Genomic DNA, 22,941 nt, shown 5'->3' on the forward strand with positions numbered 1-22,941 from the left:
ATCAAGTGGAAAGAAGGAAGTCGGAAGCAGGCTCAGGCCCGCGGCAGATCATGCGGCGGCGGCCGGAACAGCGGCGAGATCAGCCAGACCAGGCCGATGCCGAACAGCAGGGTCAGGCCGAACGCGCGCAGCGCCGGGGTCTGCGACAGTCCCAGCAGGCCGAACGACAGCCAGGTGCTGGCCGCGCCCACGCACACCGCCAGCCAGGCACTGGCATCGCCGCGGTGCTCGATCAGGAAGATGCCGTAGTCGATGCCCATGCCCAGCAGCAGCATCAGTGCCAGCACGTTGAACAGCTGCAGTGGCTGGCCGAACAGGCCCAGCAGGCCCAGGGTCAACGCACCGGCAATCAGGGTCGGCGCGAACACGCGCCAGGCCTGGCGGCGGTAGCGCAGCCACAGCGCGCCGAACACCAGCACGATGCCGACCAGCAGCAGCCCCCCCATCAGCTTGCGGTAGTGGCCCAGCAGCTGCGAGAAGTCGGCGGTGCGGTCCACCCAGCGCACGCCGGGCAGGCCTTCGGCCGCCCCGCGCAGGGTCGCCAGCGCATCGGCGCGCGACAGGTCATCGACCATCACCACGCTGATCATCTGCCCACCGACCTCACCCACCCACAGGTGGCGGAACGGCTGCGAGGCCGGCGAGGCCAGGAACGCCTCCGCGGTCAGCGGCGTGGTGGCGAAGTCGGGGCGCGGCAAGGGTTCTCCGACCGCATCGGACACGGCCTGCAGCACGCCCGGTTCCACCTTGGCGGTCAGCGCCGCATCGGCCTGCTGGCGTGCCGGCGACGGCAGCCAGTCACTGATCGCGCGGTAACCGCCGATGCGCTTGTCGTTGGCCAGTACACGCAGGCGTTCGGTCAGTGCTTCTTCGCGCTGCAGCAGCTGTGCAGCGTCACTGCCCTGCACCAGATAGAACTGCGCCGGGCTGGGCATGCCCAGCAGCTGGCTCAGGCGGATCTGCTGGGCCATCAGTGCCGGCGGTGAGGACTGCAGGCTGCGCAGGTCGTCATTGCTGTGCAGGCGGGCGATGCCGATGGCAGACAGCGCCAGCGTGATCACCACGAACACCGTCACCGGCCGGCGGCCATGCAACCGCGGGAAGCGCTCCAGCGTGTTGCCCAGCCACTGCGAGAAACGGGTCTGGCGGATCTCGCCGCCATCCAGCCACGGGAACCAGAAGATCACCGTGAGGAAGGCGGCGGCCAGACCGACCACCGAGAACAGCGCCATCTGGCGCAGGCCCGGGAACGGGGCCAGGCCCAGGGCCAGGTAGGCCAGCGCGCTGGTCAGCAAGGCCAGCCACAGGCCCGGCAACAGGTGCCGCAGCAGCTTCCAGCGGCGATCGGCCGGCTCGGCCTGGCGCGAGGCAAACCAGTGGATGCCGTAATCCTCGGCCACGCCCACCAGCGACGCACCGAACACCAGGGTGAGCACGTGCACCTTGCCGAACACCAGCACGGTCACCGCCAGCGCCACGCCACAACCGATCAGCAACGACGCGGCGACCAGCAGGATCGGCCGCAGCGAACGGAACGCCAGCCACACCAGCAGCAGCACCGCGGCCAGCGAGCCCCAGCCGATCGTGTTGATCTCCTGGTTGGCCTGCACCGCGGCCGCCTCGGCGTGCAGCGGCACGCCGGCATGCAGGATTTCCAGCTCCGGCGCTGCCGCCCTGGCAGCCCGCCCGGCACGTTCCAGCAGGCCGTCGAGATGACGCTCACCGTCGAGCTGGAACGCCGAACCCGGTGTATCGAACTGCAGCACGGCCCAGTGCCTGCCCTCGGCTTCGAGCAGGCCGTCATCGCCCAGCCGCAACCCCGAACCCTGCGCCTGCTGCTGCCACCATTGCGGCCACAACGACAACGGGTCTTGCCGCCAGTCGGTCAGGCGCGGAGCGCCCATCGGGCCGTACAGCGCGGCCAACGCCTGCTCGGCCAACGCGCCCGGTTCGCTGCCCTGCAGCTGCTCGCGCTGGGCCGGCGTCAGCAGGCGGTCGCGGTACGGCGCGTAGAACGCGCGCGCCTCATCGAACCAGCCTTCGATCGAACCACTGGGCACCAGCAGGGCTCGGTCAGTGTCCTTGGCCATGGCCGCGGCAAAGGCCGCCTGCGCACGCTTGGCGGCGGCGCCGTCCCTGCTGCCCAGCAGCACCACCACCTGCCGCGAGCTGCCGTCGGCGATGCGCCGGGTGACGTCGCTCAACAGGCGGTCATGCGCATCCTGCGGCAGCAGCGCGAGGATGTCGGTGTCGATCCGCGATTGCTGGCTCCACAGGTGCCACTGCTGCGCGCCCAGTACCAGCAGCAGCAACAGCCAGGCGATGCCCAGCCAGTGCCACCAGCGCCGCAGCCGCTCCGGTGCGTTCGATGCGACGGCCTCACTCAAAGCGGCGTGCCTCGTCGGCGGTGAGCGTGGCCGGCGCCTCGCTCAATGCACTGAACTGGATCTGCGTACGGTCCTTGTTGGCCTCGACGATCTCGACCTGGCGCACGTAGCGGTCACCCTGCAGGGTCAGCGACTGGAACGCCTTGGCCAGCATCGCCGACTTCGGCGTCAGCCGCAGCCGCCAGCCCTGCCCTTCACGGCTGGCCGCCACGTTGAACTGGCTGGACAGCGCCTGCACGTCGCCACTCATCAGCGCGAACATGATCGCGTTCACCGAACGCATCGCCGGCTGCTGCCGTGCATCGAGCTCGACACGGGTGCTGCCATCGCGCTGGCGGCTCAGGATGCGGTCGGCGGTGACCACCACTTCGGAAGGGAACGGCTTGAGCGTGGTCCAGATCACGCCGTGCTGGCGCGCGACCACGAACTGGCCCTGCGAGCGCAGCGGGTTCCTGAAGCCGCTGACCTGCTTTTCCTGGCTGAACTGGCCACGCAGCACGTCCGGCCGCGCCACCGCCTGGGTGATCGCATCGATGGCGGGGTCGGCCGCCTGCACCTGCGGTGCGGCAACGAAGATCAGCGCGCACAGCAGCACGCTCGAAAGACGGACAAGGGGGTTCACGGCGCAGGCACTCCCAGGCGCTCCCACAGTACCGGCGGGCACTGGTACAGCATTTCCTTGCTGGCCGCGTCCACCGCGACCTGGATGGTCATCGCGCGGGTCAGCACCTGGCCGCTCTGCGCATCGAGGATTTCATACTCGATCTTCAGCCGGTTCTCCCATTCCACGATGCGCGCGACCACGCGCAGCGCCTGGTTGAACAGCAGCGGGCGCACGTACTTCACCCGCGCATCGACCACCGGCCACAGGTAGCCCGATTCGAGCATCTGCGGGTAGTCGTAGTCGTAGCGCCCGAGCAGCGCGCAGCGCGCGATCTCGAAGTACTTGAAATAGTTGCCATGCCAGACCACGTTCATCGGATCGCAGTCATGGAAGGCAGGGGTCAACGCAATTTCGCCAACCCGTTCGATGGCCTCATTCACTGGCATACAGCTCCCAACGTTGCGCGCGGATCTCCACCAGCAGTTCCCGCAGTTCGCGATCCAGCGCGCGGTCTTCTTCAACCAGGGCGATGCGCTGCCCCAGGTCGGCGTACATGTCGGCCAGACTGCCATGCAGCTGCGCGTTCAGGCCAACCCGTTCGCGCAGCGCCAGGCCCTGGCGGGCGGCGATCAGCATCGCGGCCACCACCTGTTCAGTCAGCTCGATCACGCGCAGGCAGTCGCGCGCGGCGATGGTGCCCATGCTGACCTTGTCCTGGTTGTGGCACTCGGTGGAACGCGAGAACACGCTGGCCGGCATGGTCTGCTTCAGCGCTTCGGCAGTCCAGGCCGACACGCTGATCTGCAGCGCCTTCAGGCCATGGTTGATGGCAGCGCGCGCGCCGGTGGCCGCCGACAGGTTGGCCGGCAGGCCATGGTTGTAGCGGGCATCCACCACCAGCGCCAGCTGCCGGTCGAGCAGGTCGGCAACGTTGGCCACGGTGTTTTTCAGGGTGTCCATCGCCAGTGCGATGTGGCCGCCGTAGAAGTGGCCGCCATGCAGGATGCGCTCGCCGTCGGCGTCGATCAGCGGGTTGTCGTTGGCACTGTTCAGTTCGGTTTCGATCAGCTGGCGCAGGAACGGCAGGCTGTCTTCCAGCACGCCGATGACGTGCGGCGCGCAGCGCAGCGAATAGCGGTCCTGCAGGCGCTGTTCGTTGCGCGGCGGGCGTTCGCTGTGCAGGTCGCTGCGCAGGCGCGCAGCGATGCGGCCCTGGCCCGGGTGCGGCTTGGCGGCGAACAGGGTTTCGTCGAAGTGGTGCGCGTTGCCGTCGCTGGCCAGCACGTTGAACGCGGTCAGGCGCGTGGCCATGCGCGCCAGGTAATCGGCGCGCTGCCAGGCCAGGCAGGCCAGGCCGGTCATCACCGCGGTGCCGTTCATGATCGCCAGGCCTTCCTTCGGCCGCAGCTTCAGCGGGGTCATGCCGATCTTCGCCAGCACTTCGGCCGCCGGCTGCACGCGGCCGTCATGCAGCACCTCGCGCTCGCCGCACAGCACCGCCGCCACGTACGACAGCGGGGTCAGGTCGCCGCTGGCACCGACCGAGCCTTCGGCCGGGATCATCGGCAGCACGTCGTGCTGCAGCAGCGTGGCCAGGCCTTCCAGCAGCGGCACGCTGACGCCGGACATGCCGCGCACCAGCGACGCCAGGCGCGCGGCCAGCACCGCGCGGGTCTCGACCGGGTCCAGGTAACGGCCCAGGCCGCAGCCGTGGTAGGTGTACAGGTGGTGCGGCAGTTCCGCCACCAGCGCCGGCGGGATGTTCACCGTGCACGAGTCGCCGTAGCCGGTGGTCACGCCGTAGATCACGCCGTCCTCGCGCAGCAGGCGGTCGAGGAAGTCGGCACCGCGCTGGATGTGCGCGCGGAACGCCGGCGCGTCGCTCAGTGCGGCCTCGCACTGGCGCTGGGCCAGGGCAACCACGTCTTCGATGGTCAACGGTGCGTCGCCAAAGCGGCACACGGGTACGGCGTCAGTCGTCATGCGGAGCCTGATCCCAGAAGGGGAAGAAATTGAACCAGTCCAACGGGGACTGGATGACCTGGAGTTCCAGCCAGCGCGCGAAGCGCTGTGCCTGTTCGGCCAGCGCGGTGTCGCGCGAGCCACGCGGCAGCACGATGCGTTCGGCGAACTGTTCGAATGCCACCCGATAGCCGTCGCCCTCGTGCAGGCAGGCCATGGTGTAGACCGGGCAGCCCAGCGCCGCGGCGAGCACATAGGCGCCGATCGGGAACGGCGCGCGGTGGCCCAGGAAATCGGCAGTGACGCTGCGGCCACCCTGTACCGGCGTGCGGTCGCCGACGATGGCAACGAAGCCCCCCGCCGCCACGCGCTCGGCCAGCATCACCGCGGTGGCCGGCCCCATTTCGGTCACCTGCACCAGTTCCACCGCCGCCAGCGGGTCCAGCCGCTGCAGCAGGCGGTTGAAGCGCTGCGCATGCGCGGTGTGCACCAGCACGGTGATGCGGAACCCCGGCACCTGTTCGGCCAGCACCTGGCACAGCTCCAGGCAGCCGATGTGCGCGGTGAGGATCAGCCCGCCCTCGCGGCGCGCGATCTTCTGCAGTACCAGGTCACGATGCAGGTGGATGCGTTCGGCCGGGTAGCGCCCGCCCAGGCCGAGGATCTTGTCCAGCATCGTATCGGCGAAGGCGAAGAAGTGGCGCAGGCTGTCACGCCGTGTCGGCGCGCGGCCGAGCACGCCGCTGTGCGCCTGCAGCCGCTGCAGGTACTGCATCGAAGCCTGGCGCCCTATACGGTTGCCCAGCCAATGGCAGGCCACCACCGGCCACACGCACAGGCGGAACGGCCAGCGCCCGAACCAGCGGTGCACCCAGCACAGGAACAGCACGCCGGCCACCGACGTCGATTCGCCGATGTCGGCCCAGTGCGGGGCACCCTGCGCGGCCGCCATCTCAGCGCTGCCCCCGCAGGCGGCGCCACAGCAGCCGCGGCGCACGCCAGAGCATGCCGAAGAACAGGCGGGTATGCATGCGGCTGATGCGCACGTTGTCGCGCCACACATCGAAGTGCGACACGCCATCGGATGGATAGGTCACACGCGTGGCCAGGTGCTCGACCGGCAATTGCCGCCAGTACAGCCGCACCATCACTTCGGTATCGAAATCCATGCGCCGGCCGATGGTCTCTTCACCGATCAGGCGCAGTACCGGCGGCAGCGGATACACGCGGAAGCCACACATGGTGTCGCGCAGGTGCAGCGACAGCGTGTTGATCCAGACCCAGATGTGGGTGGCGTAGCGGCCATACAGGCGCGCCTTGGGAACACTGGCGTCGTAAGCCGGAATGCCGCAGATCACCGCCTCGGGATGGGCGCGCGCGGCTTCGATGAAGCGTGGCAGGTCAGTGGTATCGTGCTGGCCGTCGGCATCGATCTGCAGCACGTGGCTGTAGCCACGCGCGCCGGCCTCGGCAAAGCCGGCCAGCATCGCCCCGCCCTTGCCCTGGTTGACGTCCAGGCGCAGCAGGTCGACGCCCTGGCGCTGTGCCAGCGCGCGCAGCACCGCCGCGCACCCATCGTGCGAACCATCGTCGACCAGCAGGCAGGGCAGTCCCGCAGCCTGCACGCCATCGACCACCGCCGCGATGGCGTGCTCGTGGTCGTAGACAGGGATCACCACCAGTGGCGCGAATGCGGCACCGGCAACGGCCGGATCAGTCCGCATCAGCGAAAACCACCCTGCCGCTGGCATGCACACCGTGGCTGGAGGTGTAGCGGAAGGCCAGTACGTTGCGTGCGGCATCCCAGTCCAGCTGCAGGGTCAACTCGTCACCGGGGCGGGCCACGTGCTGGAATTTCACCGCATCCATGCGCACGAACGCGCCCCGCATCACAAACGCCTGGCGGGCGAAGCGCACCGCCCAGTCCAGCTGCGCCACGCCGGGCAGGATTGCCGCCTGCGGGAAGTGGCCCTGGAACGGCCGCAGCGCCGGGTCCAGGGTCATGCGCAGGGTGGCGCTGGCGGCATCGCGGTGATCCCACGCCGGCACCGGCATCAACGGCTGGAACAGCGCCGCCAGCGCGGCCTGGGTCACCTTGCCCTGCGCATTGATCGGCAGCGCCTGCACCAGGCGCCAGCGACGCGGCCGGGTCACTGCGTCATGCGCATGCGCCAGGCGGGCGCCAAGGCGCTGGCCCAGCGCCCGCCGCGCAGCGTCGCCGCCCTCCAGCAGCGCCGGATCGGCCGGCACCACCACGGCGGCCAGCTGCTCGCGCTGCCCGGGCAGCACCAGCACGCGCGCGTCATCCACCTCGGCGTCTTCGCGCAGCGCGCGTTCCAGCGCATCCAGCGACACCCGGCGTTCCTCGATCTTGACGATGCGGTCGGCCCGGCCCAGCAGGCGGAAGCGGCCGTCGGCCAGGGCTTCGACACGGTCCTGGGTGCGCCACCAACCGGGGGTGTCCAGGTGCGCCGAGGCCACCGCCAGGCAGCCATCGTCGATGCGCCACTGCACGCCCGGCAGCGGCTGCCACGGCGGCAGGTCGATGTCCCAGCGGCGCCAGGCGATGCCGCCGGTCTCGCTGCTGCCATAGACCTCGGTCGGGGGCACGCCCAGCCACTGCCGCACCTGCCGCGCTGCGTCTTCCGGCAGCGGACCACCGGAGGAGAACACCGCGCGCAGGCGGCCATGCAGGCTGGCCCAGTCGAGCTGCCCGGGCAGGCGCTTGAGGTGGGCCGGCGTCGCCACCAGCACCGTATCGGTACCGGCCAGCGCACCCACCAGGTCTTCGTGGAAGAACCGGCGCGGATGAATCAGGCGGCCGGCGGCCAGCGGCCACAGCACGCGGAACAGCAGCCCGTAGATGTGCTGGTGGGACACCGTGCCATGGACCTGCACACCCTCCATCTGCGCACCGAACGCGGCCTGCAGCGCCTCCACCTCGCGCGCCAGCTGGTCCAGGCGCTTGCCGATCGCACTGGGCTGGCCGGTGCTGCCGGAGGTGAACACGCACAGCTCGCAGGCGCGCTCGTCCAGCGCCTGCAGCTCATCGTCCAGCGCGGCGTCCAGCGCCACCAGCGAGCGGTAGTCGGCGGACACGTCGCCTGCGAAGCCGCTCACCTGCGGCTGCAGCGCCTGCAGCGTGGCTGGCAGGTTGTCGGCGGCCAGGAACACCCGCTTGCCGGCATGCCAGGCACCGAACAGCGCGGCGGCAAAGGCCACGGCATCATCGAAGTACAGGGCCCAGTCGCGGCCTTCGGCGGCCGCAAAGGCGGCGCGCCAGGCCAGTACGCGCTGGCGGAAGCCGGCATGGTCGATCACCTCGCCGTCGCACAGGCCGACGCTGCGCTGCGGCCGTGCCTCCAGCAGCAGCCGGTCCAGGGCAATCCACTCAGCCATGCGCGTGCGCCGCCTTCACCTGCCGCCGCACCAGCCACTCCCCTGCGAACAACACGCCCATCATCACGTACGCCAACAATCCGTTGTAGAGCATCCAGACCCGGTCCGACGCGTACAGCGCGGTCAGCAGGGCCAGGCTGCCGTTGAGAACGAAGAAGCCGCACCACACCTGGGTGACGCGGCGGGTATAGGCCACCGCGAACGGCGGCAGGTCCGGCTCCTGCAGCCGCGCCAGGCGCTCCACCAGCGGCGGCCCGAAGCGCAGGCTGGTGCCGAACACCGCCAGCATCACCACGTTGACCAGCGCCGGGTACAGCTTCAGCGGCAGGGCCTGGTTGAGCACGGTGGCCAGCACCGCCAGCAGGCCGGTGCCAGCGGCGGCGGCCCACCACAGCGGCTGTCGCGTGCTCAGTGCACGCAGCAGGGCCAGGGTGAACAGCAGCAGCGACAGCCAGCGCGGCTCGAAACGGCCCATCGCCAGGTACACCAGCAGCGGGTAGGCAAGCGAAATCGCTGCCACCACGACGGTACGTGCGCGAGCCATGGCGAAGCCGCCGGCGCTGCGGTCAGGCGGCTGCCTGGTCCGGCAGCAGTCCATGCACGACATCGACGATGTCCTGCACGGTGCGCACGGCCTTGAACGCTTCCGGCTGCAGATTGCGGCCGAGCAGCGGCTTGAGCTGCACGATCAGGTCGACCGCATCGATGCTGTCGATGTCCAGGTCGTCGTACAGGCGGGCCTCGGGGGTGATCCGGGCGGTTTCGATCTCGAAGCTGTCGGTCAGGATGCTGACGATGCGTTCGAACAGTTCATTCTTGGTCATGGCAATTCCTGGCGCCGTTACGACTGGCGGGCGGCGACGAACTCGCCGAGCGCGCGCACGCTGGAGAAATGGCGACGGGTTTCTTCCGAATCGGCCGAGAGGCTGACACCGTACTTCTTCTGCAGCGCCAAGCCCAGTTCCAGCGCGTCGATCGAATCCAGGCCGAGGCCCTCGACGAACAGCGGCGCGGTCGGATCGATGTCCTCCGGCGTGATGTCCTCCAGCGAAAGGGAGGAAATGATCAATTCCTTGATCTCGTGCTCAAGTGCTTGCACGGGGCGGATCTCCAGACAGGTCGAAATAACGAGAAAGGTGCTCGGTGACGCGGCGTGCTGCCAAGGCATCCCCCCTTGGCGAGTCGTCATCGGCCAGGAAGGGCGCGATCGGGATATCTTCGCCGATCTGCAGCCGAACGTGAAAGCGACGTGAGGGGACACGATACCACTTCTGTCCCTTGGTCAACGTGGGCGGGGTGCAGGTGATCCGTACCGGGGTGATGTCCAGCCGGCCGCGGACGGCGATGTTGGCGGCCCCGCGCTGCAGCCGCGGCGGTTGGCCCGGCACGCTGCGGGTGCCCTCCGGGAAGATCACCAGGGTACCGCCGGCATGCACCGCCGCTACGCAGTCGTCGACCAGGCCGGCCCCGTCATCGTTGGCGATGTAGCCGGCCGCCCGCACCGGGCCGCGCATGAACGGGTTGCAGGCCACGGCCCGCTTCACCACGCAATCGGCGTTGGGCAGCAGCGAAATCAGGCAGACCACGTCGATCAGGGTCGGGTGATTGGCCAGAACCAGCAAACCGTCGCGCTGCAGGCGTTCCCCGCCCTCGATCTGGTAGGTCATCACCCCCAGCGCACGCATCAGGCGCAGGTGGCTGGCAAAGGCGACCTGGACCACGCGGCGGGCCCGGCGGCGGCGGACCACCGGGTCGCGCATCAGCAGCAGCACCGGCATCACCAGCACGCCCAGCAGCAGGCCGCCCACGCCAAATGCGGCGAAGCTCAGGCCGGTGCCGAACACCCGCCAGGCATGATCGAGGCGGCGCAGCGCCTCAGCCACGGCGTCCCCAGCGCCAGCGCTGGCCGTGGGCCACATGCTCCAGCGCCGGCGCGCCAGACAGCAGGAAGCGGTGCAGGTCCAGCGCGTGCGGCAGCGTGCCCGGGGCGGTGGCGGTGGCCTCCGGCGCCGCCTCCCATTGCAGCGAGAGCGTCGGCTGGCCCGCTGTCGGCGCGGTCAAACGCCAGCACCAGGCAAAGAACGGGTCGGGTTCGTCGGCAAACGTCGCGTAAATTTCAGGAAGCGGCGACTCATAGACCACCACCCGCACTTCGCGGGCACCATCGGCCAGCAGCCCGGCGGCCTCCAGGCAGGCGGTCTCGACCGTGGCCTGGCCGGCGGCCAGCGCCAGGTAGTTGCCGCGGTGGCCGCGGGCGATCGAGTACAGCGCCGCGATCGCGTTGTGCACCGACAGGCCGAACCCGGTGGGGGACAGGGGCTGATCGCTGGCCAGCGCCCCCAGCAGGTCCATCGAACGGGCCACGTCGCCGTGGCGGCTGGCGAACACCAGCGGCACCTGGCTGTCAGCGCCCTGCCCGTCCTCGCACCAGCAGGCAGCCTGGATCGCCATCCGGCCCAGCCGCTCGATGCGGCGGCGCTGCATCGCCGGGATCTCGGCCAACGCCGGCGTGTCTTCGCCCTGCGGCGGATACGGCGCATCGGCCCAGCCCAGCCACTGGCTACGCTCGCTCAGGCCGGGCGCCCAGGCGGCCCAGTCGACGATGGAGAATTCGATCATTTAGCGATGGTGCTTCAACGGGAGAACGATAGGCACGAGCCATTACGGCGACGCGCGGCGGCCCCCCATTCCTGCAGCCGTGCGTCCGTCCAGGACGTCGCCGGCTGCCCCCCTGGCCGCCGGAAAGGAGCGCACGCTAGCACGTCCTGCGCGGGGTGTGCAGGTTTCACATTCCCCAACGCGGGGGCCGGCACCGGCCGGCACCGCATTCAAACGATCAGTGGTAACCGGTGTCGGCGTGCACCTTGCCGCGGAACACCCGGTATGACCACGCCGTGTAGCCGAGGATGACCGGCAGCAGAATGACCAGCCCGACCAGGGTGAAGCCCAGCGAGGAGGCCGGCGCGGCGGCCTGCCACAGGGTCATCGACGGCGGCAGCAGGTAGGGCCACATGCCCAGCACCAGGCCAAGGAAGCCGAGCACGAACAGGGCCAGGCTGAGCAGGAACGGCGGCAGGTCGCGGCGCGGATGGGTCGCGCTGCGCCACAGCGCGGCCGCCACCGCCAGGGTCAGCAGGGGGACCGGCGACAGCCACCAGAAGTTGCCGTCGCTGAACCAGCGGTCCATCAACCGCGAATCGAGGAACGGCAGCCAGCTGCTCACCAGGCCCATCGCCGCGATCACCGCCACCACCAGCGGGCGGGTCATCTGCCGCGCCAGCGCCTGCACGCGCCCTTCCGTCTTCAGGATCAGCCAGGTGCTGCCCAGCAGCGCATAGCCGGCCACCAGCGCGGCACCGGTCAGCATCGCGAACGGGCTGAACCAGGCGAACGCGCCGCCCTGGTAGGCACCGTCCACCAGCGGGATGCCCTGCACCAGCGTGCCCAGGATCACGCCCTGGGCAAAGGTGGCCAGCAGCGAGCCCAGGCCGAACCCCACGCTCCACAGCCGGCGCGAACGATGTGCCTTGAAGCGGAACTCGAACGCCACGCCGCGGAACACCAGCGCCACCACCAGCAGCAGCACCGGCAGGTACAGCGCCGACAACAGCACCGCATAGGCTTTCGGGAACGCCGCCAGCAGCCCGGCGCCGCCCAGTACCAGCCAGGTCTCGTTGCCGTCCCAGATCGGCGCGGCGGTGTTCATCATCAGGTCCAGCTGCTCCTCGTCCTCGGCGAACGGGGCCAGGATGCCGATGCCGAGCACGAAGCCGTCCAGCACCACGTACATCAGCACGCCGAAGCCGATCACCGCGAACCACGCCACCGGCAGCCAGGTCATCAGGTCCATGTCAGCGCTCCTCCAGCGGTTCGTCGGCCGCCGACAGCGGGCGTGCCGGCGTGTGGCTGCCATGGTCCAGCGACGGCCCCTCGGCATACGGCTGCGGCCCGTGGCGCAGGATCTTCACCAGGTACCAGATGCCCCAGCCGAACACGAAGGCGTAGCCGACCACGTACACGCCCAGCGACAACGCCGTCATCCACGCGCTCTGGGGGCCAACCGCATCGGCGGTGCGCAGCACGCCGTACACCACCCACGGCTGGCGCCCCATCTCGGTGACGAACCAACCGGACAGCAGCGCGATGAAGCCACTCGGCAGCATCCAGTTCCATCCGCGCAGCAGCCACGGTGAATCCAGCAGCTTCCTGCGCCACAGCTGGAACGCTGACACCCAGGCCAACAGCAGCATCAGCGTGCCCAGCCCGACCATGATGCGGAAGGCGAAGAACACCGGCGTCACCGGCGGCCGCTCGCTGGCCGGTACCGAGGTCAGCGGGTCGAAGGTGCCGTCCAGGCTGTGGGTGAGGATCACGCTGCCCAGCTTCGGGATGGCCACTTCGAAATCGTTGCGCTCTTCCTTCTCGTTGGGCAGCGCGAACACCACCAGCGGCACGCCCTCGCCTTCCCGGGTTTCATGCCAGTGCGCTTCCATCGCCGCGATCTTCATCGGCTGGTGCTTGAGCGTGTTCAGGCCATGCATGTCGCCGACGAAGATCTGCACCGGCACGGTCAGTGCGGCGAACGCCACCGCCGCGATCAGCATGCGCCGGCCCGCTTCCACGTGCGTGCCCCTGCGCAGGTACCACGCACCGACGCCACCAATCACGAAACAGGTGGTGATGAACGAGCCCAGCGCCATGTGCGCCAGGCGGTACGGGAACGAGGGGTTGAACACCACCTGCCACCAGTCCACCGGATGCACGATGCCGTTGACCATCTCGTAGCCGGCAGGCGTATGCAGCCAGCTGTTGGACGACAGGATCCAGAACGTGGAGAACAACGTGCCCAGCGCCACCATGCAGGTGGACAGGAAATGCAGGCGCGGCGAGACCCGGCCCCAGCCGAACATCATCACGCCGAGGAAGCTGGCTTCCAGGAAGAACGCGGTCAGCACCTCGTAGGTCAGCAGCGGGCCGATGACCGTACCGGCCACCTCGCTCAGCCGCGGCCAGTTGGTGCCGAACTGGAAGGCCATGACGATGCCGCTGACCACGCCCATGCCGAACGACACCGCGAAGATCTTCTGCCAGAAGAAATACAGCTCGCGCCACACGGGCAACTTCGTGCGCAGCCAGCGCCATTCGATGAAGGCCAGCCAGCTGGCCGTGCCGATGGTGAAGGCCGGGAACAGCACGTGGAAACTGATGACGAATCCGAACTGGATCCGGGACAACAACAACGCGTCCAAGGGACGCCTCCTGCCTGCGACCGGTGGGATACCGGACCACTTTAGGAGGATTTCGTTAAGGTGGGATGCGACCGGGTGACGCGCTGCTTCACTTTGTCGCAGGGGTCAACCGTTCTGGTAGCTGCCAGCCTTGGTTGGCACACACGCCCAACCGCCGACCCAGGTCGGCATCTGCCAACGGCGACTGGAACGGCCCACCGCCCGGAGGGCGCCTCAGAGCCAGAAATACCAGGCCGCTGCAGCCAGCAGCGCGCCAAACAACAGCACCTGCACCACCACATAGCCCACGCCACCGTCGCGCGACTCAGCGGCAATGCGCTTCTGCAGCGCCTCGCTCACATCCGGCGTTGCTTCCTGCTGCGCCTGCTCGCGCAACGCCTGTGCCAGCACGCGCGCTTCCGCATCGCGAGGATCGGTGGGTGGGTTCACAGCAGCTCTCCGACAGTGGCATGCCGCGTCAGTTCCTGCTTCAGGACCTGGCGCGCGCGGTGCAGGTGGCTCTTGATGGTACCGCGTGCCAGTCCGGTCACCTGCTCGATCTCGGCCAGATCGAAATCCTCCAGGTAATGCAGGCCGACGATCAGGCGCTGCGGCGCGCTCAGCCGTTCCAGTGCCGCGCCGAGCTGGCGCCCGGCCTGCAGCGCCTCGCTCAACTCGGCGGGCCCGGGGCCTTCATCGCCGATCCCCAGTTGCTCCGGCACCTCCACCGCCACCATCCATTGCGCCTCCAGCCGCCGCCGGCGCAGGTGCTGTAGTGCAGTGGTGTAGGCCACCCGCGAAACCCAGGTACGCAACGAAGATTCAAAGCGGAACCGGTGCAGCTGGCGGAACACGGCCAGGAAGGTTTCCTGCAGCAGGTCAGCCACCTGGTCGCGGTCGCCCACCATGCGTCCGATCACATGCGCGCAGGTGCGCTGGTGGGCTTCAACCAGTTGCGCGAAGGCCGACTGCGAGCCATCGATGATGGCCCGCACCAGGGCCTGGTCCGCGTCCAGCGGCTCGGCGGGCGGTGCCGCCGATACTGCATCGTGGCGGCGACGGCCCCGCAGTGCCGACAGTGCTTCGCCGAGCAGGCTCATCTACGGGGCGCCCCCTGTGCCCGTGGCATGCGCCGGCTCAGCCCTTGCGTGCGGCCGGACGGGTGAAGTGCCAGGCCAGCAGCTGGCCCAGGCCGGCACTGCCGACCAGCGCGGCAGCGGCACCGAAGGTCAGGTCACGCGCACCGATGGCCTCCAGCAGGGCCATGGCCAGGGCCAGGCAGACCAGGCTGATGCCCCAGCGCAACGCCCCTTGGCGGCGCCGCTCTTCTTCCAGCACGGCCAGCGAGCGGATCACTTCCTCCGGCACGTGCGGGGCCACCAGCTTGCTGCGCGCGCGCGCATCGGCAATGGCATGGATCGCGTAGGCGATGCAGATGAAGAGGGTGATCGGGATCAGTTCCTGCATGGTCGGGCTCCTGTTCGATGGATGATGCGGGTTCAGGAGAATGGATGCGCGACCACGGCAACCGGTTGCACCACTTTGCCAATCCCGCTGCCATGACCTGTGGCCCCTGCCCCGGGCCCGTGCGGCTGCTACGCTTGCCCGGTTTCCTCTACTGGTGCCGTCCGCCCATGTCCCGAGTGCTGCCCCTGTCCTTCCTGCTGTCGGCCGTGCTGGCCGCACCGGCTGCGCATGCCGCGCCGACGCCGATCACCATCGAACAGGCCATGGCCGACCCGGACTGGATCGGTCCGCCGGTCGAGAAGGCCTGGTGGTCGTGGAACAGCCAGCAGGTGGAGTACCAGCTCAAGCGCAACGGCAGCCCGGTACGCGATACCTTCCGCCAGCCGGTAGCCGGTGGCGTGGCCGCGCAGGTGGCCGATGACCAGCGCGGCACCCTGGACGTGGCCGAGCCGGTCTACGACCGCAGCCGCAGCCGCAGCGCCTTCGTGCGCAATGGCGATGTGTTCGTGCGCGACCTGCGCAGCGGCGCGCTGACCCAGCTCACCCGCAGCAACGAGCGCGCGGGCAACGTGAACTTTGCCGCCGACAACGGCGTGATCTGGCGCGTCGGCCAGAACTGGTTCCACTGGACCGCCGCCAGCGGCGTGCAGCAGGTGGCCAGCCTGAAGGCCGAGAAGGACCCGCGTACGCCGCCGAAGGCCGACGTGCTGCGCGACCAGCAGCTGCGCACGCTGGAAACCCTGCGCCGCGACCGCGAGCAGCGCGAGGCATTGAAGGACCAGGACCAGCGCTGGCGCCAGGCCGACCCGACCCGCGCACCGGGCCCGGTGTACCTGGGCGCCGACGTCGAGATCGGTGACAGCGTGCTGTCGCCGGACCTGACCCACCTGATCGTGGTGACCAAGCCGAAGGACTTCGACGACGGCCGCACCAGCAAGATGCCGCTGTACGTGACCGAATCGGGCTACGAGGAAACCGAGGACACCCGCACCCGCGTCGGCCGCAACGGCTTCGAGCCACACACCCTGTGGTACGTGGACGTGCGCACCGGCAAGGCCGAGAAAGTCTCGCTGTCCAGCCTGCCGGGCATCAGCACCGACCCGCTGGCCGAGCTGCGCCGCAAGGCCGGCAAGGATGCGCTGAAGGGCGAGCGCAGCGTGCAGGTGATGAGCGACTTCATGGGCGGCGGCATCCGCTGGAGCGCCGACGGCCAGCAGGCCGCGGTGATGCTGCGTGCCAACGACAACAAGGACCGCTGGATCATCAGCGTCAACGCCGCCGACGGTCGCGTGCAGAACCGCCACCGCCTGACCGACAACGCCTGGATCAACTGGGGCTTCAACGATTTCGGCTGGATGGCCGATGGCCGCACGCTGTGGCTGCTGTCCGAGGAATCGGGCTTCTCGCACCTGTACACCCAGGCCGGCACCGCCAAGCCGCAGGCGCTGACCAGCGGCAAGTGGGAAACCTCGGCACCGGTGCCGTCGGCCGATGGCAAGGGCTTCTATTTCCTGTGCAACCAGCAGGCGCCGCATGACTACGAAGTCTGCGCGGTCGACACCGGCAACCGCCAGGTGCGCGAGCTGACCAGCCTCAACGGCGTGGAAGACTTCTCGCTGTCGCCGGATGGCCAGCAGCTGCTGGTGCGTTACTCCGGTGCCTACCTGCCGCCGCAGCTGGCGGTGCTGCCCAGCACCGGCGGCCAGGCACGCGTGCTGACCGACACCCGCACCGCCGACTACAAGGCACGCCAGTGGATCCAGCCGAAGCTGGTCGCGGTACCGTCCAGGCACGGTGCCGGCGTGGTCTGGGCCAAGTACTACGAGCCGGAAAACAAGGAACCGGGGAAGAAGTACCCGATCGTGATGTTCGTGCACGGCGCCGGCTACCTGCAGAACGTGCACCAGCGCTACCCGGCCTACTTCCGCGAGCAGATGTTCCACAACCTGCTGGTGCAGAAGGGCTACATCGTGCTGGACATGGACTACCGCGGCAGCGAGGGCTACGGCCGCGACTGGCGCACGGCCATCTACCGCAACATGGGCCACCCGGAACTGGAAGACTACAAGGACGGCCTGGACTGGCTGGTCGACACCCAGCAGGGCGACCGTGACCACGCCGGCATCTACGGCGGCTCCTACGGCGGCTTCATGACCTTCATGGCGCTGTTCCGTTCGCCGGGCACGTTCAAGGCCGGCGCCGCGCTGCGCCCGGTGGTCGACTGGCACAACTACAACCACGGCTACACCAGCAACATCCTCAACACCCCGGACATCGATCCGGAGGCGTACCGCGTGTCCTCGCCGATCGAGTACGCGCAGAACCTGCAGGACAACCTGCTGATCGCCCACGGCATGATGGATGACAACGTGTTCTTCCAGGACTCGGTGAACCTGACCCAGCGCCTGATCGAACTGCACAAGGACAACTGGTCGATCGCACCGTACCCGCTGGAACGCCACGGCTACGTGCGTGCCGATTCCTGGCTGGACCAGTACAAGCGCATCCTCAAGCTGTTCGAGCAGAACCTGAAGTGAGCAACGCCGCGGCCATGATCCGGATCGTGGCCGCGGTCATCCTGGATGACCGCGGCCGGGCACTGCTGGTGCGCAAGCACGGTGCCCGCCGCTTCATCCAGCCCGGTGGCAAGCCCGAACCCGGCGAAGCACCGCTGCAGGCGCTGGCCCGCGAACTGCACGAGGAACTGGGCGTGCAGCTGTGCACCGGTGCCGCCATCGCACTGGGCACGTTCGAGGACTGGGCAGTGAACGAGCCCGGCCACCGCGTGCAGGCCCAGGCCTGGTGGGTGCAGGTGGACGGTACGCCACAGGCGTGCGCCGAAATTGCCGAACTGGCCTGGGTGCCGCTGCAACCACCGCATGGCCTGCCCTTGGCACCCTTGAGCGAACACCATATCCTGCCGGCGGTCGCCACCCGGGTGACGGCCCGCTGAGCAGGCGGGCGCCGACTGCAAGGACATCGGATGTCAATGTCGATCCCGTCGATCCCCTCGCTGCCTTCCCCGGCCTATCACGCCTGGGTGCGTCCTGTCGCACAGGCCTCGTTCTGGCTGTCACTGGTGCTGACGATCTACTTCGTGCTGCAGGGACTGGTGCTGTGGCCGTTGCACAAGCTCGCGCTGTGGCGCCTGGTGGAAAGCGAAGTGCAGCACCAGCAGCTGCACAGCCTGATCTGGCTGCTGGCGCACCCGGTAGCCGCATCGATGGTCGTCGCGCTGTTGTGCCTGGCCTCGACCGTATCCAGCTGGGGCCTGCTGCGCGAACGGCGCTGGGGCCTGTGGAGCTTCGTGGTACTGCTGCTGCTGAGTGGCCTGACCAACTTCGCGGCCGCCTGGTGGCTGGACCTGTTCATGGGCGACTTCATTCCGCTGCTGGCCAATGACCCGGCCCTGCTGCAGGAGCTGCAGCTGAAACGCTGGCTGATCACGCTGACCGTGGTCGGCATGTCGTTCGTGCTTCTCGGCCTGCAGGGCTGGCTGGCCTGGCGCCTGCTGCGCCCCGACGTGCGCGCGCGCTTCCGCTGAGCTCTCGCCCCGGCATTTTTGACGCGAACAACCTGCCCGGCTCAGACGCCGTGACCGCAGCACAGGCGTTGCAGCGGGTTTGATTGCGGATCGGTGGCGGTTGGCTATCGTGGCCCGCGTCTTTCTGCCCTGGCTCCAAGATGCCTCCTTTCGCCCCACGCCACCTGATTCCGGCCTTCATTGCCTTGTTGCTGCTGACCTGGGCGCAGCAGGCGGCCGCAACCGGTCTGCCACGCTGTGGCCTATTCGCGGCCGAAGGCGGTGGCAACCAGCTGCGCGTGGATGGGCCTGACCGCGGGGTGGCGAAGAACACGCACATCTCTGATCGGCCCTTCGTTGTCCAAGAGATCGATGGCGAGCTGAGCCTCGTCAACCTCACCTTCGGAGTTACATCTGGACTGAACGTCCAGCGTGGCGGTCGCGTCCTGCAGCAGGGCAACACGCGCTACCGCCTGATCCAGCCAGCAGCTTGCCTGCCCCCGGTCGAGCACGCGCCAGGCAGCTGCCTGGCAGATGCCCAGCGCTGCCTTGACAGGCATCATCGTGAGCTGAGCCTGCCGGCGCTGGAATCGGCCTGTGCCGAAGGGGTTCCGTTTCTGTGCCAGCGCCTGCCCGATCGCTATCGCGAGGCTGACCAGGCCCCCGGCAGCGATACGCCGACCGAAGCACAGATCGCGGTGATACAGGCCACGATGGAAAAGGAGATGGCCGAGATGGACTTCCCCCGCCAGTGTCGCAAGGATGACCCTGCGGCCGACACCGAGGCCTGCATGGCCATCCTGGAAGAGCGGCCAGAGCTGGTCGAGGCCGTCGCCACTGCCATCCGCACCGCCTCGATGGCGGCCAAGATGGTTGAAGTGTTCTCGCCTGCAGCCAAGCCTGCGCTGTCCGACGCGCGATTGCAGCGCCTGCAGGACCTATGCACCCAGGTGGGTGAAAGTGACTTCTGCATGGAGGTTGCCACCCTGCAGTGGACCGCCGGCAATCTGCAGGACGGCAGGGCGGCGTTGCAGATGGCCTGCGAAGGCGGCAACGAGACGTCCTGCCGGCAGGCGGCTGCACTGCGGGCGCTGGATGGGGAGCTGTTGCCGCAGGCCGCCAGCGCCGTGCCCTGTGGCCACTACGTGGCCTCCGGCGGGCTGTTGGACGAACTGACATTCGGCGATGGTGGACTGGTGGAGGTGGGCTACGGTTCGCGGGTGCGTGCACGCGTGCAGGACGGCCAAATCCGCATGCGCCACGAGCTGGGGGGTGACTACGTGCTGCAACCGTTGGCCAACGGTGACCTGCTGGGGCTGGACGATTCGATGCGTTTTGAGCGCTTCCAGCGACAGCCGGGAAGTGCCCAGTGCAGCGCACCGCTGGTGTTCGACGAAATCCCATTCCCGCAGGATTGCCCACGTGCGTCGGTCGACGGCGAAGCAGAAGCCTGCTGCGCGGCCGGCAGGATGCAGGGCTGCAATGTGCTGGGCAGCCGCGCCGCGCTGGGCGGGAAGTGGGTCGAGGCCAGCCAGCACTACCAGAAGGTGTGCCAGGCCGGCATCCGCGAAGGCTGTGAAAACCTGGCCAGCGTGATGGAGAACAGCAGCAGTGTGGACGTCCGCCCCATGCTTGAGGCCGTCTGCGAGGCCGAGGGCAGTGGCCGCCACGTGGCATGTGACGTGCTGGCGACGCGCAACTGGAGCTTGCTGGGTTTCGGCCAGGCGTTGCAACGTGCTGTCCAGGAGCAGTCGGCGGACGAGGATCAGACCGGACCGGCGCCACGCACCCCCAACCACAAGCAGTAAGGGGCTTGCCTACCCGGGCCCTGCGGTAAAGTAGCGCCATGAACGAATTCGAGCGCGTGCGCACCTACCTCACCGACCTGCAGGACCGCATCTGTGCGGCGATCGAGGCCGTCGATGGCCAGGCCCGCTTCCAGGAAGACCTGTGGCAGCGGGCCGAGGGCGGTGGCGGGCGTACCCGCGTGCTGCGCGACGGCGCGGTGTTCGAGCAGGCCGGCATCGGCTTCTCCGACGTGGCCGGCAGCCGCCTGCCGCCGTCGGCCTCGGCCAACCGCCCGGAACTGGCCGGCGCCTCCTGGCGCGCCACCGGCGTGTCGCTGGTGTTCCACCCGCTCAATCCCTACGTGCCGACCACCCATGCCAACGTGCGCTTCTTCCAGGCGCAGCGCGACGGCGAAGTGGTGGCCAGCTGGTTCGGCGGCGGCTTCGACCTGACTCCGTTCTACCCGTTCGACGAGGACGTGCAGCATTGGCACCGGGTCGCACGCAACCTGTGCACGCCGTTCGGCGACGAGCGCTATGCCGCGCACAAGCGCTGGTGCGATGAATACTTCTTCCTGCGCCATCGCAATGAAACGCGCGGCGTCGGCGGCCTGTTCTTCGATGACCTGCACGGCGATTTCGAGCGCGATTTCGCTTATCTGCGTGCGGTCGGTGATGGCTTCCTCGACGCCTACCTGCCGATCGTGCAGCAGCGCAAGGACGCCGCATATGGCGAGCGCGAACGCGAGTTCCAGCTGTACCGCCGCGGCCGCTACGTGGAGTTCAACCTGGTCTACGACCGCGGCACCCTGTTCGGGCTGCAGAGCGGTGGCCGCAGCGAAAGCATCCTGATGAGCCTGCCGCCGCGGGTGCGCTGGGAGTACGGCTTCACCCCGGAAGCGGGCAGCGCCGAGGCGCGCCTGGCCGACTACCTGGTGCCACGCGACTGGCTCTGATCGTCCGGCGCCACGCCTGATCCGTGGCGCCTTCTTACGCCTGTGGTGCGCCCCGCGCCGGACAGGCCCTGCACTGCCTCCTTCAAGGATGACCCCATGCCTGCTGCTGTTCCCTTCCGCCCCCGCGCCGCGGGCTGGCGCTCCCTGCTGTTGCTTGCATTGGCCTCGGCCAGCCTGCCGGCCGCCGCGCAATCGATGGCCTGCGGCACCTACAAGGACGTCGACGGCAACACCACGCTGACCATCGAAAGTGAAGGCCATGGTTTCCTGTCCGGCCCCTACCAGGCCACCGAGCAGCTGCGCATCGCCCGCCAGGAGGACGTGCTCGGCACCGGCAACCTGTCCACCGGCCGCCTGGAAAACTGGTACTTCTCGGACAACGATCGCACGATCAGCACCCCCTATCGCGAATTCACCCGCGAGCACACCGCCGTCTGCAAGACGATGCCGGAGCCCATCGAGGGCGGCTGCGTGATGAACACCTCCGAGTGCCTGGAGGCGTTGCCGGAAGCCGAACCGCTGAAGCTGCATGCCTGGTGCGCCGAAGGCGTGGGCGCGGCCTGCATGCAGCTGCTGGAGACCTACCAGCGGCAGGCCAAGGACGCAGCGCCGGCGCCTGCACGTTCGGAGCCGCCGATGCCGGAGATCTGCAAGGAGGATTCGGCGTCGTTCAATGCCGAGGGCTGCAGGGCGATCGCCGAGGTGGTCGGCGCCGAGATGATGGGCAAGGCCGTGCTCGGCCTGCAGCATTCGAACGACCCTGTCTTGCCGTCCGCGCAGCTCGATGAACTGGCCGCACTGTGCCGGCAGCAGCACGGCGAGGCGTTCTGCGCCGACGTTGCCGAGGCGCTGTGGAGTGGTGGGCGCCTGTTGCAGGCCCATGACGCGCTGCAGCTGTCGTGCGCCCAGCGCGCGGATGGCGTGGCCTGCGGCCGCGCCGAGGCGCTTGCCCGACTGGCCTCGGTACCGGCCGCCGCACTGGCCCCGGTGCCGGCTTCCGCGCTGCCCTGTGGGAGCTATGAAGCGGAGTACGGCGTGCTCTCGCAGCTGCGCTTCCTCGATGGTGGCCTGGTGGAAGCCGGGGGCCGCGACCAGCGCCTGCGCGCGAGCCTGCAGGACGGGCGCATCCTCATCCATCGCGACGTCGGCAGCGACTTCGTACTGCAGCCGCTGAAGAACGGAAACCTGGCCAGCGTCGACGGCGGCAACCGCTTCGCCTACTACGAGCGCAAGCCGGGCTCAGGCAATGCCAGCTGCGTACCGCCGGTGGCCTTCGTGGAGATCCCCCTGCCGCTGGACTGCCCGACCCTGGACCGCAAGGACGGCGCCAAGGCCTGCTGCACCGATGGCAAGCTGCTGGGCTGCAAGGTTGCCGGCGAGGCACTGTTCAAAAACGAACAATGGGCCGCATCGCGGTCCTACTTCCAGACGCTGTGCAGCGCGGGTGTGCGCGAAGGATGCCTGGCAATGGCCGCGGTGTATGCGCATACCGCGGATCCGAAGATTCCGCAGGCCATGGCTGCGATCTGCGCGAAGGACGGCAAGGGCACCCACGTCGCCTGCGATGTGGACGCGACGCGCAACTGGCCGGCGCTGAAGGCTGAAGCCGCTCCCTGAGGCCAGGCACC

Annotated in this window: 23 protein-coding genes; 6 read left to right on the forward strand and 17 right to left on the reverse strand. The window is 68.7% G+C overall.

Annotation, left to right across the window (positions count from 1 at the left end):
• Positions 1–32: 32 nt before the first annotated feature.
• From AC5JLE_RS06650 to AC5JLE_RS06730, 17 genes are all read right to left on the reverse strand, one after another.
• Entirely contained in the window at positions 33–2,387 is a 2,355-nt protein-coding gene (locus tag AC5JLE_RS06650; RefSeq protein WP_032960614.1) for an MMPL family transporter, read from the reverse strand.
• Entirely contained in the window at positions 2,380–3,009 is a 630-nt protein-coding gene (locus AC5JLE_RS06655; RefSeq protein WP_032960616.1) for a LolA family protein, read from the reverse strand. The genes AC5JLE_RS06650 and AC5JLE_RS06655 overlap by 8 nt, the downstream gene beginning before the upstream one ends.
• Complete coding sequence (locus AC5JLE_RS06660) at positions 3,006–3,437, reverse strand: acyl-CoA thioesterase (RefSeq protein ID WP_032960618.1); 432 nt, start codon at positions 3,435–3,437, stop codon at positions 3,006–3,008. Before AC5JLE_RS06660 ends, AC5JLE_RS06655 begins: the two co-directional genes overlap by 4 nt.
• Positions 3,424–4,974 carry an HAL/PAL/TAL family ammonia-lyase gene (locus AC5JLE_RS06665; protein WP_496065137.1) on the reverse strand — a complete coding sequence of 517 codons (1,551 nt, stop codon included), beginning with the start codon at positions 4,972–4,974 and terminating at the stop codon, positions 3,424–3,426. The genes AC5JLE_RS06660 and AC5JLE_RS06665 overlap by 14 nt, the downstream gene beginning before the upstream one ends.
• Positions 4,964–5,905 (reverse strand): lysophospholipid acyltransferase family protein, encoded by a 942-nt coding sequence (locus tag AC5JLE_RS06670; protein WP_496065138.1) that lies wholly within the window; start codon positions 5,903–5,905, stop codon positions 4,964–4,966. Before AC5JLE_RS06670 ends, AC5JLE_RS06665 begins: the two co-directional genes overlap by 11 nt.
• A gap of 1 nt (position 5,906) precedes the next feature.
• Complete coding sequence (locus tag AC5JLE_RS06675) at positions 5,907–6,677, reverse strand: glycosyltransferase family 2 protein (protein WP_014648846.1); 771 nt, start codon at positions 6,675–6,677, stop codon at positions 5,907–5,909.
• Positions 6,667–8,352: an ApeI family dehydratase gene (locus AC5JLE_RS06680; protein ID WP_496065139.1), complete on the reverse strand. Its 1,686-nt coding sequence runs from the start codon at positions 8,350–8,352 to the stop codon at positions 6,667–6,669. The genes AC5JLE_RS06675 and AC5JLE_RS06680 overlap by 11 nt, the downstream gene beginning before the upstream one ends.
• On the reverse strand, positions 8,345–8,896 hold the full coding sequence (locus AC5JLE_RS06685) for a COG4648 family protein (protein ID WP_046433259.1): 552 nt from the start codon (positions 8,894–8,896) through the stop codon (positions 8,345–8,347). Before AC5JLE_RS06685 ends, AC5JLE_RS06680 begins: the two co-directional genes overlap by 8 nt.
• A gap of 22 nt (positions 8,897–8,918) precedes the next feature.
• The gene (locus AC5JLE_RS06690; protein ID WP_005411609.1) at positions 8,919–9,176 is read right to left on the reverse strand and encodes an acyl carrier protein; all 258 of its coding nucleotides are present in this window, start codon (positions 9,174–9,176) and stop codon (positions 8,919–8,921) included.
• A 17-nt stretch (positions 9,177–9,193) separates the two neighbouring features.
• Positions 9,194–9,451, reverse strand: coding sequence for a phosphopantetheine-binding protein (locus AC5JLE_RS06695; RefSeq protein ID WP_005411610.1), 258 nt, complete (start codon positions 9,449–9,451; stop codon positions 9,194–9,196).
• Positions 9,438–10,235, reverse strand: a complete 798-nt coding sequence (locus AC5JLE_RS06700; RefSeq protein ID WP_014038937.1) for a lysophospholipid acyltransferase family protein — start codon at positions 10,233–10,235, stop codon at positions 9,438–9,440. The genes AC5JLE_RS06695 and AC5JLE_RS06700 overlap by 14 nt, the downstream gene beginning before the upstream one ends.
• Positions 10,228–10,971 carry a beta-ketoacyl synthase chain length factor gene (locus AC5JLE_RS06705; protein ID WP_329856798.1) on the reverse strand — a complete coding sequence of 248 codons (744 nt, stop codon included), beginning with the start codon at positions 10,969–10,971 and terminating at the stop codon, positions 10,228–10,230. The genes AC5JLE_RS06700 and AC5JLE_RS06705 overlap by 8 nt, the downstream gene beginning before the upstream one ends.
• Before the next feature lie 217 nt (positions 10,972–11,188).
• A complete protein-coding gene (gene cydB / locus AC5JLE_RS06710) occupies positions 11,189–12,202 on the reverse strand; it encodes a cytochrome d ubiquinol oxidase subunit II (RefSeq protein WP_032960627.1) in 1,014 nt (337 codons plus the stop codon).
• A 1-nt stretch (position 12,203) separates the two neighbouring features.
• A complete protein-coding gene (locus AC5JLE_RS06715) occupies positions 12,204–13,601 on the reverse strand; it encodes a cytochrome ubiquinol oxidase subunit I (protein WP_053494556.1) in 1,398 nt (465 codons plus the stop codon).
• A 213-nt stretch (positions 13,602–13,814) separates the two neighbouring features.
• Positions 13,815–14,030: a hypothetical protein gene (locus AC5JLE_RS06720; RefSeq protein WP_014648852.1), complete on the reverse strand. Its 216-nt coding sequence runs from the start codon at positions 14,028–14,030 to the stop codon at positions 13,815–13,817.
• Positions 14,027–14,680 (reverse strand): RNA polymerase sigma factor, encoded by a 654-nt coding sequence (locus AC5JLE_RS06725; RefSeq protein ID WP_049404032.1) that lies wholly within the window; start codon positions 14,678–14,680, stop codon positions 14,027–14,029. The genes AC5JLE_RS06720 and AC5JLE_RS06725 overlap by 4 nt, the downstream gene beginning before the upstream one ends.
• 37 nt (positions 14,681–14,717) lie before the next feature.
• On the reverse strand, positions 14,718–15,047 hold the full coding sequence (locus AC5JLE_RS06730) for a hypothetical protein (RefSeq protein WP_005414880.1): 330 nt from the start codon (positions 15,045–15,047) through the stop codon (positions 14,718–14,720).
• A gap of 167 nt (positions 15,048–15,214) precedes the next feature.
• Here AC5JLE_RS06730 and AC5JLE_RS06735 point away from each other — a divergent pair, with 167 nt between their 5' ends.
• From AC5JLE_RS06735 to AC5JLE_RS06760, 6 genes are all read left to right on the forward strand, one after another.
• Positions 15,215–17,584, forward strand: coding sequence for a prolyl oligopeptidase family serine peptidase (locus AC5JLE_RS06735; RefSeq protein WP_197562194.1), 2,370 nt, complete (start codon positions 15,215–15,217; stop codon positions 17,582–17,584).
• The gene (locus AC5JLE_RS06740) at positions 17,581–18,000 is read left to right on the forward strand and encodes an NUDIX hydrolase (RefSeq protein ID WP_032960632.1); all 420 of its coding nucleotides are present in this window, start codon (positions 17,581–17,583) and stop codon (positions 17,998–18,000) included. Before AC5JLE_RS06735 ends, AC5JLE_RS06740 begins: the two co-directional genes overlap by 4 nt.
• 30 nt (positions 18,001–18,030) lie before the next feature.
• Positions 18,031–18,591, forward strand: a complete 561-nt coding sequence (locus AC5JLE_RS06745; protein ID WP_049407202.1) for a hypothetical protein — start codon at positions 18,031–18,033, stop codon at positions 18,589–18,591.
• 140 nt (positions 18,592–18,731) lie between these two features.
• On the forward strand, positions 18,732–20,378 hold the full coding sequence (locus AC5JLE_RS06750) for a hypothetical protein (RefSeq protein ID WP_032960636.1): 1,647 nt from the start codon (positions 18,732–18,734) through the stop codon (positions 20,376–20,378).
• A gap of 38 nt (positions 20,379–20,416) precedes the next feature.
• Positions 20,417–21,313: an oxygen-dependent coproporphyrinogen oxidase gene (gene hemF, locus AC5JLE_RS06755; protein WP_032960638.1), complete on the forward strand. Its 897-nt coding sequence runs from the start codon at positions 20,417–20,419 to the stop codon at positions 21,311–21,313.
• Between the two features lie 96 nt (positions 21,314–21,409).
• The gene (locus tag AC5JLE_RS06760; RefSeq protein WP_496065140.1) at positions 21,410–22,930 is read left to right on the forward strand and encodes a hypothetical protein; all 1,521 of its coding nucleotides are present in this window, start codon (positions 21,410–21,412) and stop codon (positions 22,928–22,930) included.
• Positions 22,931–22,941: the final 11 nt, after the last annotated feature.

This window comes from Stenotrophomonas sp. (assembly GCF_059505245.1).

What these genes read in the sequence shown, in the direction of transcription:
- AC5JLE_RS06660 (WP_032960618.1), bottom strand. Translation starts at nt 3,437, where the DNA reads ATGCCAGTGAATGAGGCCATCGAACGGGTTGGCGAAATTGCGTTGACC.
- AC5JLE_RS06665 (WP_496065137.1), bottom strand. Translation starts at nt 4,974, where the DNA reads ATGACGACTGACGCCGTACCCGTGTGCCGCTTTGGCGACGCACCGTTG.
- AC5JLE_RS06670 (WP_496065138.1), bottom strand. Translation starts at nt 5,905, where the DNA reads ATGGCGGCCGCGCAGGGTGCCCCGCACTGGGCCGACATCGGCGAATCG.
- AC5JLE_RS06675 (WP_014648846.1), bottom strand. Translation starts at nt 6,677, where the DNA reads ATGCGGACTGATCCGGCCGTTGCCGGTGCCGCATTCGCGCCACTGGTG.
- AC5JLE_RS06680 (WP_496065139.1), bottom strand. Translation starts at nt 8,352, where the DNA reads ATGGCTGAGTGGATTGCCCTGGACCGGCTGCTGCTGGAGGCACGGCCG.
- AC5JLE_RS06685 (WP_046433259.1), bottom strand. Translation starts at nt 8,896, where the DNA reads ATGGCTCGCGCACGTACCGTCGTGGTGGCAGCGATTTCGCTTGCCTAC.
- AC5JLE_RS06690 (WP_005411609.1), bottom strand. Translation starts at nt 9,176, where the DNA reads ATGACCAAGAATGAACTGTTCGAACGCATCGTCAGCATCCTGACCGAC.
- AC5JLE_RS06705 (WP_329856798.1), bottom strand. Translation starts at nt 10,971, where the DNA reads ATGATCGAATTCTCCATCGTCGACTGGGCCGCCTGGGCGCCCGGCCTG.
- cydB (WP_032960627.1), bottom strand. Translation starts at nt 12,202, where the DNA reads ATGGACCTGATGACCTGGCTGCCGGTGGCGTGGTTCGCGGTGATCGGC.
- AC5JLE_RS06725 (WP_049404032.1), bottom strand. Translation starts at nt 14,680, where the DNA reads ATGAGCCTGCTCGGCGAAGCACTGTCGGCACTGCGGGGCCGTCGCCGC.
- AC5JLE_RS06730 (WP_005414880.1), bottom strand. Translation starts at nt 15,047, where the DNA reads ATGCAGGAACTGATCCCGATCACCCTCTTCATCTGCATCGCCTACGCG.
- AC5JLE_RS06735 (WP_197562194.1), top strand. Translation starts at nt 15,215, where the DNA reads ATGTCCCGAGTGCTGCCCCTGTCCTTCCTGCTGTCGGCCGTGCTGGCC.
- AC5JLE_RS06745 (WP_049407202.1), top strand. Translation starts at nt 18,031, where the DNA reads ATGTCAATGTCGATCCCGTCGATCCCCTCGCTGCCTTCCCCGGCCTAT.
- AC5JLE_RS06750 (WP_032960636.1), top strand. Translation starts at nt 18,732, where the DNA reads ATGCCTCCTTTCGCCCCACGCCACCTGATTCCGGCCTTCATTGCCTTG.
- hemF (WP_032960638.1), top strand. Translation starts at nt 20,417, where the DNA reads ATGAACGAATTCGAGCGCGTGCGCACCTACCTCACCGACCTGCAGGAC.
- AC5JLE_RS06760 (WP_496065140.1), top strand. Translation starts at nt 21,410, where the DNA reads ATGCCTGCTGCTGTTCCCTTCCGCCCCCGCGCCGCGGGCTGGCGCTCC.